15 protein-coding genes are annotated in these 15,058 nt (G+C 65.9%); 8 read left to right on the plus strand and 7 right to left on the minus strand.

Going from position 1 to position 15,058, the window contains the following annotated elements:
* Nucleotides 1–10: 10 nt before the first annotated feature.
* The 7 genes from ACSQ3Q_RS21535 to rfbF are packed head-to-tail and all read right to left on the minus strand — an operon-like array spanning nucleotide 11 to nucleotide 5,802.
* On the minus strand, nucleotides 11–799 hold the full coding sequence (locus ACSQ3Q_RS21535; RefSeq protein WP_436136358.1) for a cephalosporin hydroxylase family protein: 789 nt from the start codon (nucleotides 797–799) through the stop codon (nucleotides 11–13).
* Nucleotides 796–1,653, minus strand: a complete 858-nt coding sequence (locus ACSQ3Q_RS21540; protein ID WP_436136359.1) for an NAD-dependent epimerase/dehydratase family protein — start codon at nucleotides 1,651–1,653, stop codon at nucleotides 796–798. Before ACSQ3Q_RS21540 ends, ACSQ3Q_RS21535 begins: the two co-directional genes overlap by 4 nt.
* A gap of 2 nt (nucleotides 1,654–1,655) precedes the next feature.
* On the minus strand, nucleotides 1,656–2,144 hold the full coding sequence (locus ACSQ3Q_RS21545) for an acyltransferase (protein ID WP_436136360.1): 489 nt from the start codon (nucleotides 2,142–2,144) through the stop codon (nucleotides 1,656–1,658).
* On the minus strand, nucleotides 2,145–3,386 hold the full coding sequence (locus ACSQ3Q_RS21550; protein ID WP_436136361.1) for a methyltransferase domain-containing protein: 1,242 nt from the start codon (nucleotides 3,384–3,386) through the stop codon (nucleotides 2,145–2,147).
* The gene (locus ACSQ3Q_RS21555) at nucleotides 3,383–3,943 is read right to left on the minus strand and encodes a dTDP-4-dehydrorhamnose 3,5-epimerase family protein (RefSeq protein WP_436136362.1); all 561 of its coding nucleotides are present in this window, start codon (nucleotides 3,941–3,943) and stop codon (nucleotides 3,383–3,385) included. Before ACSQ3Q_RS21555 ends, ACSQ3Q_RS21550 begins: the two co-directional genes overlap by 4 nt.
* A complete protein-coding gene (gene rfbG, locus ACSQ3Q_RS21560) occupies nucleotides 3,940–4,998 on the minus strand; it encodes a CDP-glucose 4,6-dehydratase (RefSeq protein ID WP_436136363.1) in 1,059 nt (352 codons plus the stop codon). Before rfbG ends, ACSQ3Q_RS21555 begins: the two co-directional genes overlap by 4 nt.
* A gap of 33 nt (nucleotides 4,999–5,031) precedes the next feature.
* Complete coding sequence (gene rfbF, locus ACSQ3Q_RS21565; RefSeq protein WP_436136364.1) at nucleotides 5,032–5,802, minus strand: glucose-1-phosphate cytidylyltransferase; 771 nt, start codon at nucleotides 5,800–5,802, stop codon at nucleotides 5,032–5,034.
* Between the two features lie 473 nt (nucleotides 5,803–6,275).
* Between rfbF and motA the strand changes: the two genes are divergently transcribed.
* The 8 genes from motA (at nucleotide 6,276) to ACSQ3Q_RS21605 (ending at nucleotide 14,978) form a co-directional block, all read left to right on the plus strand.
* Complete coding sequence (gene motA / locus ACSQ3Q_RS21570; RefSeq protein ID WP_436136365.1) at nucleotides 6,276–7,136, plus strand: flagellar motor stator protein MotA; 861 nt, start codon at nucleotides 6,276–6,278, stop codon at nucleotides 7,134–7,136.
* Nucleotides 7,137–7,166: 30 nt separating this feature from the next.
* Nucleotides 7,167–8,099 carry a flagellar motor protein MotB gene (gene motB, locus ACSQ3Q_RS21575; protein WP_436136366.1) on the plus strand — a complete coding sequence of 311 codons (933 nt, stop codon included), beginning with the start codon at nucleotides 7,167–7,169 and terminating at the stop codon, nucleotides 8,097–8,099.
* A 72-nt stretch (nucleotides 8,100–8,171) separates the two neighbouring features.
* Nucleotides 8,172–8,558 carry a chemotaxis response regulator CheY gene (cheY, locus tag ACSQ3Q_RS21580; protein WP_010466076.1) on the plus strand — a complete coding sequence of 129 codons (387 nt, stop codon included), beginning with the start codon at nucleotides 8,172–8,174 and terminating at the stop codon, nucleotides 8,556–8,558.
* A 4-nt stretch (nucleotides 8,559–8,562) separates the two neighbouring features.
* Complete coding sequence (locus ACSQ3Q_RS21585; RefSeq protein WP_436136367.1) at nucleotides 8,563–9,189, plus strand: protein phosphatase CheZ; 627 nt, start codon at nucleotides 8,563–8,565, stop codon at nucleotides 9,187–9,189.
* 246 nt (nucleotides 9,190–9,435) lie between these two features.
* A complete protein-coding gene (locus tag ACSQ3Q_RS21590) occupies nucleotides 9,436–10,590 on the plus strand; it encodes an EscU/YscU/HrcU family type III secretion system export apparatus switch protein (RefSeq protein ID WP_436136368.1) in 1,155 nt (384 codons plus the stop codon).
* Entirely contained in the window at nucleotides 10,587–12,668 is a 2,082-nt protein-coding gene (gene flhA, locus ACSQ3Q_RS21595; protein ID WP_436136369.1) for a flagellar biosynthesis protein FlhA, read from the plus strand. The genes ACSQ3Q_RS21590 and flhA overlap by 4 nt, the downstream gene beginning before the upstream one ends.
* A complete protein-coding gene (gene flhF / locus ACSQ3Q_RS21600) occupies nucleotides 12,665–14,188 on the plus strand; it encodes a flagellar biosynthesis protein FlhF (RefSeq protein ID WP_436136370.1) in 1,524 nt (507 codons plus the stop codon). The genes flhA and flhF overlap by 4 nt, the downstream gene beginning before the upstream one ends.
* Nucleotides 14,181–14,978 (plus strand): hypothetical protein, encoded by a 798-nt coding sequence (locus ACSQ3Q_RS21605; protein ID WP_436136371.1) that lies wholly within the window; start codon nucleotides 14,181–14,183, stop codon nucleotides 14,976–14,978. Before flhF ends, ACSQ3Q_RS21605 begins: the two co-directional genes overlap by 8 nt.
* Nucleotides 14,979–15,058 lie beyond the last annotated feature (80 nt).

Below are 15,058 nucleotides of genomic sequence, written 5' to 3' on the forward strand. Positions count from 1 at the left end.
TGCCTGAGCATCAGCATCCATCCGCACGCCGGCGCAGAAACCCATGCGGCGCCACCGTCACCTGCAGGCGCTGCTCCATCTCGGCGTCAACCTCGAACTCGGCATGCCCGCCCAGCCACTGGCGCACCGCCGTCTTGGGGTTGTTGCCCACGTCCCAGGGGCGGTCGGCAAAGAACTTCGGCGGCATGTCTTCCACAAAGGTGTCGAACACCACGCAATAACTGCCGGGCGTGACCAGCGGCGCGTAGGCATCGAGCTCTCCCAGCACATGGTCGTGGGTGTGCATGGAGTCCAGGCACACCAGCACGCGCTGGTAGCCCTGGGCAAAGTCGCGCACCTGCTGCACCACGTCGGACGCCACGGCCGAGCCCTGGACCATGGCGATGCGGCTCGCCATGGGGTGGGATTCGATGGCGGCGCGGTTGTGGGCGCGGATGTCGATGTCCACGCCCAGCACCTTGCGGCGCGAGGCGCGCGGGTCGATCGTGGTGCCGGCCTCGATGGCGTCGCTCATGTCCAGCAGCGCGAGCAGCGAAGCGCTGAGCACCAGCGAGCCGCCGTGCGCGATGCCGGTCTCGATGATGAGGTCGGGGCGCACGCGCCACACCAGCTCCTGCATCGCGACCATGTCCTGCGGGTACTGGATGATGGGCCGACCCATCCAGTCGAAGTTGTAGACGTACTGCCGCTGCATCGAGGCCTGCAGCCAGTCGCGCGACAGGGTCTGGAACGCGGTGTCCTGGGCGTAGCCGGCCAGGCGCTCCTGGCGCTCCTTGGCGAATTGGTCGACAGGGGTCATGACTGGGGTACTCCAACAGGGTCGTTCAAAACGGGGGCGTGCGATGCCACGGGGCGCAGCAGGTCATCGGCCAGCACGGCGCGGGGCGTGGCGCCCCATTCCGCGCGCAGCCGCTGCACATCAATGGGGGGAAATCGCTGCAGCGGCGCGTCGGCAGCCACCTCCACCGTGCAGCCCGTGCGCGCTTGCAACCAGGCGAGCCACTCGGCGTGGGTGGTCTGCCGGCCGCTGGCCACGTTGTAGGTACTTGCGCGGCCGGTCAAGACAATGCGCGGCAGCCAGTCGAGCAGGTCGTCAATGTGCACGTAATCCTTGGCCGACTGCGGGTCGGAGCGCAGCACGATGCGCCCACGCTGCGCCTGGTGCACCAGGTCGGCCACGAGGTTGCCAGAGGCCGCGTCCATGCCCGGCCCGACCACGTTGGACAGCCTGGCCACGCGCACTTCCGGCCGGCCGCTGGCATGGCACAGCGACTCGCCGGCCAACTTGGTCAGGTTGTAAAGATAAGACGGGTCGCCCGGCAGCACCGTGAGCGGCGCGTCCTCGTGTGTGGAGGACGACCCCATGTAGACACGGGTCGACGAAAGGTACAGCAGCGAGTCGAAGCGCGCATGCTGCAGCACCTCGGTAAGCAGCCCCACATGGGCATCCGCGGTGTCGAACGGGCGCGAGCGGAAGTCCGCGGTGAGGCCCGCGCAATACAGCACGTGGCCCAGGGGACGTTGGAGCAGCTTGGCATCGCCGCGCGCCGGCGCCCACACCGTGTGCCCCTGCGCGCGGAGGTGGGCCGCGAGCCGGCTGCCGATGTAGCCGGAGGCCCCCAGCACCGTGAACGTGGAAAGAGACAGGCCCATCGTCACCGCCGCTCTCCCACTGCCACCAAGGGCTGGCCCGCATACACGGTGTAGGGCAGCAATTCGCCCCGCACGATGGAGCCCGCCCCCACCACGCAGCCGCGCCGCAGCACCGCGCCATCGAGCAGCACACAGTTGGCGCCGATCCACACGTCGTCTTCGATCACGATGCCGCCCTTGCTGGGCAGAAAGCCCTGCTCGCGGATCAAGCGGCTGCGGTCGGCATAGGCGTGGTTCACCGGCGCGAAAGTGCAATTGGCCGCGATCGCCACGTAGTTGCCGATGCGGATGCCACTGCCGGTGTAGAGCACGCAGCCTGCGTTGATGACCACATGCTCGCCCACCACCAGGTTGCCCTGTCCGCCCGCAGGCTTGACCTTAACGAAGCTGTCGATCACCGAATGTGCGCCCACCACGATGCGCGTGCCGCGCACCGAGTCTTCGATGTCGGCCAGGTGCGAGACCTTCGCGGTGGCGTGCAGTTCAATCACCTAGAACACCTCCAGCCGCGGCACCGCCACGACCATCTTTGAGCCCCAGCTGCGCGTGTAGTCGAGCTGCTCGGCCACCTCGCTGCGCAGGTTCCAGGGCAAGATCAGGATGCGCTCGGGCCGGTGGGCGCGCAGGTGCGCCTCGCTCACCACCGGGATGCGGCTGCCGGGCAGGTACTGGCCCTGCTTAGCGGGGTTCTTGTCCACGGCGTAGGGCAGCAGGTCGGGCCGCACACCGGCAAAGTTGAGCAAGGTGTTGCCCTTGGCAGCGGCCCCGTAGGCCCCCACGGTGATGCCGTTGGCCTGGCACTGCAGCAAAAATGTGAGCAGCTCGCGCTTGACGCGCAAGGCCTGGGACTGGAAATCGCCATAAAAATCGGCGCTGAGCAGGCCCGCGGCGGCCTCGGTGGCCAGGAGCTGCTGCACGCGGGCCGCCCCGTCACCCGTGGCTTGGGGATGGCTTGCCGCGTCGGCGCGGCCGGCGAACACGCGCAGGCTGCCGCCGTGGGTGGGCAGCTCCTCGACATCCAGCACCGTGAGGCCGTTGGCCGCAAAGATGCGCTGCACGGCCGTGAGCGACAGGTACGAGTAGTGCTCGTGGTACGCCGTGTCGAACTGGCAGCCCAGCACCATGCGCAGCAGGTGCGGAAACTCGAACGTCGCCATGCCGTGGGGCTTGAGCAGCCGCGCAAAGCCGCCCACGAAGTCGTTGATGTCGGGCACATGCGCCAGCACGTTGTTGGCGGCGATCAGGTCGGCCTGGCGGCCGGCAGCCACTAGCTCGTCGGCCAGGGCCACGCCAAAGAAGCGCTCGACCACCTCGATGCCTTTGGTGCGGGCCGCCGCCGCCGTGCTGGCCGTGGGCTCGATGCCATAGCAGGGGATGCCGTCCGCCTGCACGTACTGCAGCAGGTAGCCGTCGTTCGATGCGACCTCGACCACGCAGCTCGCAGCGTTGAGCGCCAGCCGCTCGCGCATCGCCTCGACATACGCCTTGGCGTGCGCCAGCCACGAGGACGAGAACGAGCTGAAGTACGCGTAGTCGTCGGTGAACAGCGCCTCGCGCCCCGCGTGGTCCTCGGTCTGCACCAGCCAGCAGGCCTCGCACACCAGCAGGCGCAGCGGGAACCACGTCTCGGGCGCGCGCAGGGCGGCCTCGGGCAGATAGGCGTTGGACGGGGGCGCGCTGCCCAGGTCCAGGAACGGCAGTTGCAGCGGGCTGCCGCAGTGTCGGCACTTCACAGGCGCACTCCTTCGAATTCTTCGGTCATCCAGGGCTGGCCAGCATCCCGTGGCGACAACTGGCCAGCCGGCTGGGGCCAGGCAATGGCAAGCCGCGGGTCCAGCGGGTTCAGGCCCGCTTCCGCACCACTCGCGTAGGCGGCGGAGTGGCAGTACAGCAGCTCGGCGTGGTCGGAGAGGGCCTGGAAGCCGTGGGCGAAACCCGGCGGGATGAGCAGCGCGTTGCCGTTGTCGGCCGACAAGCGCTCGGCATGCCATTGCAGAAAGGTCGGCGAGCCCTGGCGCAGGTCCACCGCCACGTCAAAGACTTCGCCGCGCAGGCAGCTCACGAGCTTCATCTCCGCATGCGGCGGGCGCTGGTAGTGCAGGCCGCGCACGGTGCCGGCCAGGGCCGTGTAGCTGTGGTTGATCTGCGCGATGGGCGCGGACCAGCCGGCGGTGGCCAGCTCGTCGGCGCAGAACATGCGCGAAAAGAAACCGCGCTCGTCCACCAGCGGCTGGCGCTGCACCCGGAACAGCCCGGCCAGCGGCAGCGGGGCCCACGCCAGGCGGCTCATGCCTGGGCCTCCCAGGCGTCGATGTCGGCCAGGCACAGCGCGCGGGCATCGGCGCCGCCGTGCTGCTGGCGGTACCAGTTCATGGTGCGCGCCACCGACGTGGTCAGCGCCCAGCGGGGAGCCACGCCCAGGGTCTGGCGGGCGTGGGCGGTCTCCAGCGCAAGCCAGCCGGCCTCGTGCAGGCCTTTGCTATTATTTTCATAGCTAACAGCGCTTGATGGATAAGCGCTGGAGGCCATTTCAACCACATTTTTGACCGTGGCAGCCTCGTGCGGCAGCGGGCCGAAGTTGTACGGGCCGGCCAGCGCAGGCGTGTCCCACAGGCGCTGCGCCAGCCGCAGGTAGGCAGCCAGCGGTTCCAGCACGTGTTGCCAGGGGCGGGTGGCCTCGGGGCGGCGGATGTGCAAGGTGGCGCCCTTTTCCCAGGCGCGCACGGCGTCGGGCAGCAGGCGGTCCTGCGCCCAGTCGCCGCCGCCGATCACGTTGCCGGCCCGGGCCGTGGCCACGGCCGTGCCCTGAGCGGCCAAAAACGCATCGCGGTAGCTGGCGGTGACGAGTTCGGCCGCGGCCTTGCTCGCGCTGTAGGGGTCGTGCCCGCCCAGGGGGTCGTCTTCGCGGTAGGGGTAGGCCCATTCGCGGTTGCGGTAGACCTTGTCGGTGGTGACCACCACGGCCACACGGGTTTCGGGCAAGCCGCGCAAGGCATCGAGCACGTGCGCCGTGCCCATGACGTTGGTGGCAAAGGTGGCCAGCGGGTCGGCATAACCGGGGCGCACCAGCGCCTGCGCGGCCAGGTGCAGCACCACGTCGGGCCGGGCGGCGCGCACGCGCATGGCCAGCGCCTGCGGGTTGCACACGTCGCAAAAATGGCTGTCGATGCTGTCGGCCACGCGCGCCAGCGTGAACAGGTTGGGCTCGGCCGCGGGCGGCAGCGCGACGCCGGTGACCTGGGCGCCCAGGCGCTGCAGCCACAGGGCGAGCCAAGCGCCCTTGAAGCCGGTGTGGCCGGTGAGCAACACGCGCTTGCCGCGCCAGAAGTCGGGATCAGGGCGCATGGTGGTCCGGTGTGAGGGTGGCGGCGGCCGGCATCACCAGCACTTCCAAGGCGCCTGGCCGCTTTGCCAGAGCTCTTCCAGGAGGTTCTTCTCGCGCAGCGTGTCCATGGGCTGCCAGAAACCGTGGTGCTCGTAGGCCATGAGCTCGCCTTCGCGGGCCAGGGCGTCCATGGGCTCGGCTTCCCAGGGGGTGGCGTCGCCCTCGATGCGGTCAAGCACGCGGGGCGACATGACGAAGAAGCCGCCGTTGATCCAGCCGCCATCACCGCGCGGCTTCTCGATGAAGCCTTGCACCCGATCACCATCGCGTACCAGCGCGCCGTAACGCCCCGGCGGCAGCACCGCCGTCACCGTGGCGAGCTTGTTGTGTGCGCGGTGAAACGCAAACTGCGCGCCCATGTCGATGTCGGACACGCCATCGCCATAGGTAAAGCAAAACGGCTCGTCGGGTTCGAGGTACTCGCCCACGCGCTTCAGGCGGCCCCCCGTCATCGTGCTTTCGCCGGTGTCCACCAGCGTCACGCGCCAGGGCTCGGCGTGGCGGTGGTGCACTTCCATGCGGTTGTTGGCCATGTCGAAGGTCACGTCGGACATGTGCAGGAAGTAGTTGGCGAAATACTCCTTGATCACATAGCCGCGGTAGCCCAGGCAGATGATGAAGTCGTTCACGCCATGGGCGGCATACATCTTCATGATGTGCCAAAGGATGGGCCGCCCACCGATCTCGATCATGGGCTTGGGACGCAGGTGCGACTCTTCCGAGATGCGGGTTCCCAGCCCCCCCGCGAGCAGTACGGCTTTCATGCCCTCAGCATAGTGCAGCCCCCGCCGCGCCAAAAGGCCCTGCCGGCGCCGAAAAGCGGCCCAAATGCAGGGATTGGCGCGAGGGCCAGGTGTGGACGGGCCGGGCCCAAACACCAGTTTGCTATTATTTTTATAGCTATAAGCGCTTATCAATCAAGCGCTGGCGGCCTATTTCATTGAAATTTCGACTTCAGATAAGGCGAGAGACCGCTCGCGGCACTGGCGCAGCAGTCTGCGCGGCCCCCGTGCACTACTCCGCACGCTGCAAGGCGCTGCGACGCGGAGGACCGCCACGGCTTGTGGTCAATCCGCCATTCCCGCAAGAAGCCCCGTGATGGCAGCCCTCTTGAGGGCATTCCGCACTCATCAATCCGATACATTTGCAGTAACCTTCGGTAAGCCGCGCAGCCAGCGGCCGTGCCCACCCGCCGTTTCCCGGCCTCGCTCCAGCTGCCGCCCAATACGTCTAAAGCATGTTTGTCATCATTGGTTACGTCGTCTGCCTCGGCTGCATCTTCGGCGTGTACATCGTGCACGGGGGAAACATCAGCGTGATCCTGAAGGCTTTGCCTTTTGAGATCGTCACCATCCTGGGCGGCGCGCTGGGCGCGTTTGTGGTGAACAACCAGCCCAAGGTGATCAAGGCCACGATGGCCGCCATCCCCATGGCGCTCAAGGGATCCAAATACACCAAGGCGCGTTACATGGAGCTCATGGCGATGCTCTATGACATCCTGCAAAAGGCGCGCAAGGAAGGGCTGATGGCCATTGAAAAGGATGTCGAGGCCCCGCACGAATCCGAGATCTTCAAGAAATATCCCACGGTGGGCAGCGACCACCATGTGATCGAGTTCACCACCGACTACCTGCGCATGATGGTGTCGGGCAACCTCAACTCGCACGAGATCGAGGCGCTGATGGACAGCGAAATCGACACCCACCACCAGGAGGCCCATGCCCCCGTGGCCGCGCTGGCCCGCCTGGCCGGCGCCCTGCCCGCCTTCGGCATCGTCGCCGCCGTGCTGGGCGTGGTGAACACCATGGGCTCGGTCGGCCAGCCGCCGTCGGTGCTGGGCGGCATGATCGGCTCGGCGCTGGTGGGTACCTTCCTCGGGATCTTGCTGGCCTACGGCGTGGTGGAGCCTCTGGGGGGCCTGGTCGAGCAAAAGACCGAAGACGCGGCCAAAGAGTTGCAGTGCATCAAGTCCACCCTGCTGGCCAGCATGCAGGGCTACAACCCCGCCACCGCCATCGAGTTTGGCCGCAAGGTGCTGTTCTCCAATGTCCGCCCCAGCTTCTCGGAGCTGGAGGGGCACGTGAAGGGGAAGAAGTAGCGACGGCGGCGCCGCGAAGCCCACAACACCATGGCAGAAAAAAAGCTCCAGCCGATCATCATCAAGCGCATCAAGAAGGGCGGCCATGCCGTGCATGGTGGCGCCTGGAAGATCGCGTACGCCGACTTCGTGACGGCGATGATGGCGTTCTTCCTGCTGATGTGGCTGCTGGGCTCCACCGCCAAGGGCGAACTGCAGGGGATTGCGGCGTACTTTGCCTCGCCGCTCAAGGTCGCGATGACCGGGGGCGACGGCTCGGGCAACAGCTCGAGCGTGATTCCGGGCGGGGGCAACGATTTGTCGAAGGTGCACGGCCAGGTGCGCCGCGCCGATGTGGAAGCCGCCCGGCAACGCCGCATGAGCATAGACGCCGCCAAGGCCGAGCAGGCCAAGCAGGACACCCAGCGGCTCAAGGCGCTGGAGGCCAAGATCGACGCGCTCATCACCGAAAACCCGCGCCTGAACGAATACAAGTCGCAGATCCGCATCGACATCACACCCGACGGGCTGCAGATCCAGATCATCGACGACCAAAACCGCCCCATGTTTGACAGCGGCAGTGCGTTGGTGAAACCCTACATGCGCGACATCCTGCGCGAGATCGGCGCGGCGCTCGGCGCCGTCGAAAACCGCATCAGCCTGGCCGGGCACACCGACGCAGTTCCCTATGGCAACAGCGACCGGGGCTACAGCAACTGGGAGCTGTCGGCCGACCGCGCCAACGCAACGCGCCGCGAGCTGGTCTCTGCCGGCATGCCAGACGCTAAACTGGGACGTGTGGTGGGCTTGGCGGCCAGCGATCTGCTGGAGCCAAAGAACCCGCGCGCCCCCGCCAACCGGCGCATCACCATCACGGTGCTGACCCGCGAGGCCGAAGAACGACTCATGGGCAAAGGGATCCCCGAAATCACCTCAACAGAACTGTTGAATGAAAAGCGGGAAAATCCCCCCCCAATCAGGTAAACGTTACGACTTGTCACCGAACCTGCTGCCCATGACAATACTTACAGCTATTTCCGACCGAAAGGGTCCCACGTGACCACAGCCCTTCGTTTTTTGATTGTTGACGACTTCTCCACCATGCGCCGCATCGTGCGCAACCTGCTCAAGGAAAGCGGGTTTGCCGACGCTGACGAGGCCGAGGATGGCGTGGCCGCGTTGAACAAGCTGCGCAACAGCAAGTTCGATTTCGTGGTGACCGACATCAACATGCCCAACATGAACGGTTTTCAGTTGCTGGCCGAGATCAAGAAGGACGACAAGCTCAAGCACCTGCCCGTCCTGATGGTGACCGCGGAAGCCCGCAAGGAAGACATCGTGGCCGCTGCCCAGGGCGGCGCCGCGGGCTACATCGTCAAACCCTTCACCAAGGCCACGCTCGAAGAGAAAGTGACCCTGATCCTGAAGAAGATGGGGCTATGAGACCATGGAAGCCACAACGGACCACAGCCTGCCGCCTGCCGATGTCCACCACAAGATCGGACACCTGACCCGCCAGCTGCACGACTCGCTCAACGAGCTGGGCTACGCCGACAAGCTGCGTGGCTCGATGGGCGAGCTGCCCGACGCGCAAAGCCGCCTGTCGTACATCGCCCGCCTCACGGGCGAGGCGGCCGAGAAAGTGCTCAACCGCGTCGAGCAGGCCAAGGCGCAGCACGACTACATCGCCGCCGAGACGCGCCGTGTCGTGACCTCGCTGGTCAAGGACCCGGTGGCGGCGGTCGCCAAGGGGGAAATCATGAATTTCCTCACCGATGTCGAGCGGGTGACCAAGGAAGCGGACGCCCACCTCACCGAAATCATGATGGCGCAGGACTTTCACGACCTCACAGGGCAAGTGATTGCCCGGGTGGTGAACCTGGCTGCCACCATCGAAGACCAGCTGGTGCAACTGCTGATCCAGACCGCCCCACCCAACGCGCAGGTGGCCGCCGTGGTGGAGCCCGCCCGCAGCCAGCACCTGCAAGGCCCGGTGGTCGACCCTGAGCACACGGCCGACGTGGTGACCGACCAGTCCCAGGTCGACGACCTGCTGGCCAGCCTGGGCTTCTGACAGCCTGTCGCGGGGCGCCGTCCCGCGATTTTTATGATCAAATTGGCCTCTAGCGCTTGTCCATCAAGCGTTAGCAGCTATCAATTTTGATTATTTTCCCTTGCTTTGACTGATAGCCAGTGCGTGGATGTACGCGTGTGAAGCCGCTTCACGCCGCGTCGAAAAGGGGGGGCTGCCGCCTCCTTATCGGGCTTTAGATTTCCGGGGCGCTCACGACAATGGCCTGACACAAGTTGTCACGCCATCATGGAATCCAGTCAAGAAAAAAGCCTACCCGCGTCGGAGCGCAAGCTCCAGAAAACACGCGAAGACGGCCAGGGTGCGCGCTCTCGCGACCTCTCGCACCTGGCCATCCTGGGCGCCGGGGCGGGCTGCCTGCTGGTGCTGGCACCTCAGCTCATGGACCACATGCAAGTGGCCATGGGCCGGCAGTTGGCGTTTGACGCGGCCACCGTGATGGCGCCGGGCACCATGGTCAAGCGCCTGCAGGACATGGTGGTGGTGGGCCTGGTGGCCAGCGCCGTGTTTGCGGTGCTGACCAGTGCCGCCGCCCTGATCAGCGCGATTGCCGCCGGCGGCTGGATCCTGAGCATGAAGCCGATCAGCCCGCAGTTCAACCGCCTCAACCCGATCTCCGGGCTGGCCAATCTTTTCTCCAAGCAGCAGATGGCCAACGTGGCCAAGATGGTGCTGATGACGGTGATCCTGAGCTACGTGGCCTGGAAGTTCATGGGCAACAGCATCGACACCGTGGCCATGCTGGTGCTGCAGCCCTCGCCGCTGGCCATCCGCCAGCTGGCCGACTGGCTTGTCTCGGGCATGAGCCTGCTGCTTGTGGTGGTGTTTCTGGCAGCGCTGATCGACGTGCCCCTGCAGGCGTATTTCTTCAAGGCACGTTTGAAGATGTCGCACGAGGAAGTCAAGCAGGAGCACAAGGAATCCGACGGCAACCCCCACACCAAGGGCCGCATCCGCCAAAAGCAGCGCGAGATCGCCGAGCGCGCCAGCGTCGCCGCGGTGCCCCAGGCCGACTTCGTGGTCATGAACCCCACCCACTATGCGGTGGCGCTCAAGTACGACGACAAGACCATGAGCGCTCCGCAGGTCATCTCCCGCGGCACCGACCTGATCGCCATGCGGATCCGTGACCTTGCCCGCGAGCACAACGTGCCCGTGCTGCAGTCGCCCATGCTGGCACGGGCGCTGTACGCCCACGCCGAGCTGGACCAGGCCATTCCCGCCACGCTGTACACCGCAGTGGCCCAGGTGCTGGCTTACGTGTACCGCCTGAAGGCCGCCCTGCGCGGCGAGGGCCGCATGCCCGACAGCCTGGAGGAACCGTTTGTTCCGCCAGAGCTTGATCCGCTGAACCGCACCACCGTGCAAGGCGCCGCCGTATGAATACCTCTGTAAAGTCTGTCCGGCTCTGGGCGGGCAACCACTCCAGCGCCCTTCAAGGCATGTCGGCGCCGCTGCTGGTGGTCGCCATCCTGGCACTGATGGTGCTGCCAATCCCGCCTTGGCTGCTGGATGCGTTCTTCACGCTGAACATCGCAGTCGCCCTGATGGTGATGATGGTGGCTGCGTATATGCTGCGCCCGCTGGATTTCGCGGCATTTCCCGCTGTGTTGCTGCTGACGACGCTGATGCGCCTGTCGCTCAACGTGGCCTCTACCCGGGTCGTCCTCCTGGAAGGCCACACCGGCCCCGGGGCGGCCGGTGCGGTGATCGAAGCCTTCGGGCACTTTCTGATTGGCGGCAACTTTGCCGTGGGCTTGATCGTTTTTGCCATCCTGGTGGTGATCAACTTTGTGGTGATCACCAAGGGCGCAGAGCGTATTGCAGAAGTGTCTGCCCGGTTTGCGCTGGACGCCATGCCGGGCAAGCAGATGGCGGTGGACGCCGACCTGAACGCCGGGATGATCGACGAAAAGGAAGCCAAGCGCCGGCGCGCCGAAGTCGCTGAAGAAGCGAACTTCTTCGGCTCCATGGACGGTGCGTCCAAGTTCGTGCGCGGTGATGCTGTCGCCGGCATCCTGATTTTGGTGATCAACATCGTGGGCGGGTTTGCCATCGGCATGCTCCAGCACGGCCTGTCGGCCGGGCAGGCGGCCGACAGCTACATCTTGCTGGCGGTGGGCGATGCGCTGGTGGCGCAGATCCCCGGGCTGCTGATCTCGGTGGCGGCTGCGATGGTGATTTCGCGCGTGGGCAAAGACCACGACATGGGCCGCCAGATCGTGCAGCAGCTCTTCATGTCGCCCCGCGTGCTGGGTGTGACGGCCGGCATCCTGATCCTGCTCGGACTCATTCCCGGGATGCCACACTTGGTCTTCCTCACCATGGGCGGCCTGCTGGGCTACGCCGCGTGGGTGCTGTACGAACGCCAGAAGGTGCCGCCTGAAGTCGAAGCGCCCCCTGCCCCGGTCGCCGATGGCGAAGCCACCTGGGACGACCTGCAGCCGGTGGACCTGCTCGGCCTGGAGCTGGGCTACCGCCTGATCAGCCTGGTGGACAAAACCCGCCAGGGCGACCTGCTCACCCGCATCAAGGGCGTGCGCCGCAAGTTTGCGCAAGAGGTCGGCTTTCTGCCCCCTGCCGTGCATGTGCGCGACAACCTTGAGCTCAAGCCCAGTGGCTACCGCATCACGCTGCGTGGTGTGGTCGTGGGCGAAGGCGAGGCCTTCCCCGGCATGTTCCTGGCCATCAACCCCGGCGGCATCACCACGCCGCTGATTGGCACGCCCACCACCGACCCGGCCTTCGGCCTGCCCGCCCACTGGATCGACGATCGCCAGAAGGAAGCGGCACAAATGGCGGGTTTTACGGTCGTTGATTCAGAAACCGTGATGGCCACCCATTTGTCACACTTGATGCAAGTGCAAGCCGCCAAGCTCCTCAGTCGCACGGAAACGCAGCAACTGGTGGAACACGTGGCCAAACTGGCTCCCAAGCTCATCGAAGAAGTGGTCCCCAAAATGGTCTCCATCGCAACGTTCCAGAAAGTCCTCCAGCTGTTGCTGGAAGAGTCTGTGCACATCCGCGATATCCGCACCATCATCGAAACACTGGCCGAGTTTGCCGGCGGCATCACCGACCCGGTCGAGCTGGCCCGCCGCGTGCGCATTGCGCTGTCGCCGGCCATCGTCCAGCAGATCTATGGCCCGACGCGCGAGCTCAACGTCATCGCCATCGAGCCCGGCCTCGAGCGCCTTTTGGTACAGGCCCTGGGCAACGCGGCCGGCCCTGCGCTGGACCCGGGTGTTGCAGACATCCTGACCCAGAAGGCCGCCGAAGTCGCACTCAAGCAGGAAGAAATGGGCCTGCCGGCCTGCCTGCTGGTACCCGACCAGATTCGCAATTCCATCTCCCGCCTGGTGCGCCGCGTCGCACCCCGCCTGCAGGTGCTTGCGCACAGTGAAATCCCAGAGACCCACACCATCCGTATTGGGCCGATCCTTAGAGGTGCATCAGCATGAACATCAAACGCTTTACCGCTCCCACATCCCGGGAGGCTTTGGCCAAAGCACGCATGGCCTTTGGGGACGGCACACTGATTCTGTCCAACCGCCCGACCGCCAATGGCGTGGAGGTGATGGCCACCGCCGAGGACACGCTGTCCTCGCTGGATGGTGGTGGCAGCGGCGCTGGCAGCCACAGTGCCTCCGCGTCTTCCAACCCTCCGCTGCTCGCGCCCACGCCGCCGCGCAGTGCCGCGCAGCGGGCCAGCCAGGCCGCCGCAGCAGCAGCCCAGAGCCGCAACCCGGTGGAAGAAGACACCGAGCAGCTGGCCATGAGCACGCTGTCGTTCCAGGACTATGTGCGCGAGCGCATGCTGCGCCGCCGCCACGAAGCCTTGAACGGCCCTTCGGAGCCCGCCACGCTGTCAGAGCGCAGCCGCGACCAGGAGCCCGAGCGCGAACGCATGCCCGCACCGGTCGTGGCGCGCCACAACCCGCTGCGCACGATCCCGATGGACATCCCGCCAGAACCTCCACGCCGCCGCCAAGAGCCCGTGATGAGCAGCAACGTGCTGCAGTCGACCGCCAACCAGCAAAGTTTGATGAGCGAGTTGAACGCGGTGAAAGAGCTCATCGAAGACCGCTTCAACACGCTCACATGGCTGGGGCAAGCGCGCCAGAACCCGATCCAGTCGAACCTGATGCTCAAGATGATCCGCGCGGGCTACTCGCCTTCGCTGGCCCGCGCCGTGCTCGAACGCATGCCCGAAGAGCTGTCGGCCGGCGAGTCGGTGCGCTGGCTCATGGAAGTGCTGGAGCGCAACCTCAAGACCGACCTGGCCGACACCCCGCTGTATGAGCAGGGCGGCATCTTCGCGCTGGTGGGCTCCACCGGCGTGGGCAAGACCACCACCACCGCCAAGCTGGCGGCCATGTGCGCGCGCATCCACGGTCCCGGCAGCGTGGGCCTGATCACCCTGGACACCTACCGCGTGGGCGCCCACGAGCAGCTGCGCACCTACGGTCGCATGCTGGGCATCGTGGCCCATCTGGCCCACGACCGCGCTGCGCTGCAGGACCTGCTGGGCTTGCTGTCCGGCAAGAAGATGGTGCTGATCGACACCACCGGCGTCGCCCCGCGCGACCCGCGCAAGCGCGACATGCTGGATGTGCTGGACCTGCCGAACGTCAACCGCCTTTTAGTGCTCAACGCCGGTTGCCACGGCGACACGCTGGACGATGTGCTCACGGCGTTCAAGACCGACGGCGCGCAACAGGCCATCCTGTCCAAGGTCGATGAAGCCGTGAAGCTCGGCCCCGCGATCGACGCCCTCATTCGCCACCAGATGGTGCTGCGCGGCGTGACCAACGGCCAACGCGTGCCCGAAGACTGGGAGCGTGCCGACGCCCACAAGCTGATCAATACGTCGATGCGCGCACCGGTCAAGTCGGCGTTTGATCCCAAGGCAACGGACCTCAACTTCTTCTTCTCGCACTCGCCAGACGGCATCAGCGAACGGGGACTGATCGATGCTTGATATCGGTTTTCACCAGGGCGCCGGCCTGCACAGCTTCACGCCGCAGTCAGAGCTGCGCGTGATCGCGGTCGCGAGCCAGGACAACGCCGCCACGGGGCTCGAAGCGCTGTGGCAGGTCTGCGCCATCCTGCAGCGGCTGGGCTATCCCGTCGTGGTGCTGGACGGCACCGCACACGAAACCGACGACAGCCCGGGCCTCTTGCATCTGCTGCAGCAGGCCCCATGGAACGAAGGCGGCCACCTCAACATGGGTGCGATGGCGTCTTCGCTGGCGGTGATCCCTGCCGCGAAGGGGCTGCTGAATGTGGCCCGCCGCGCCCAACGCAGCGACGCCCCCCCGCTGCAATTGCTGGTGCCGTATTTCAGGACCTATGGCTTGATGGTGCTGCACGCCCCCGCGGCCACGCTGGCCCCGCTGCTGACCCACACCGCGACCATTCCGCTCGTGGTCATGGGCAACGACGCTGCTGGTGTGCTGAACAGTTACAAAAGCCTCAAGCAGATCGCGGTGCACACCGGCCTGCCTTGCATGGTGGCTGGATTGCTGCACGGCAACACGGCCTCTGAGCGCCGTAAGACCCGGGCGGCGCTGCAGACCCTGCAGGAGTGTTCGGAGCAGCATCTGGGCGGCCCGGTGCGCACGACGACCATCGCCACGCAGAACCCCCAGGACCTTCAGCGCCTGGCCTTGCAACTGCTGGAGAATGCGGGCACCATGAGTGAATCGCTGACTGCGCTGCCCACCAGCAACTTGACAGGCATGCCTGCGCAATTTGTCCGGAGCCACTGAAGAGAGCGTGTTATGCACTTTTACGTACCCGCGTTGACCCCAGAGGCTGGTGATCGTAAGGCGCAGTGCGCCGCCAAGGC

The sequence above is a fragment of the Acidovorax sp. LjRoot129 genome (assembly GCF_964253765.1).
In the GTDB taxonomy this organism is placed as follows: Bacteria; Pseudomonadota; Gammaproteobacteria; order Burkholderiales; family Burkholderiaceae_C; genus Acidovorax.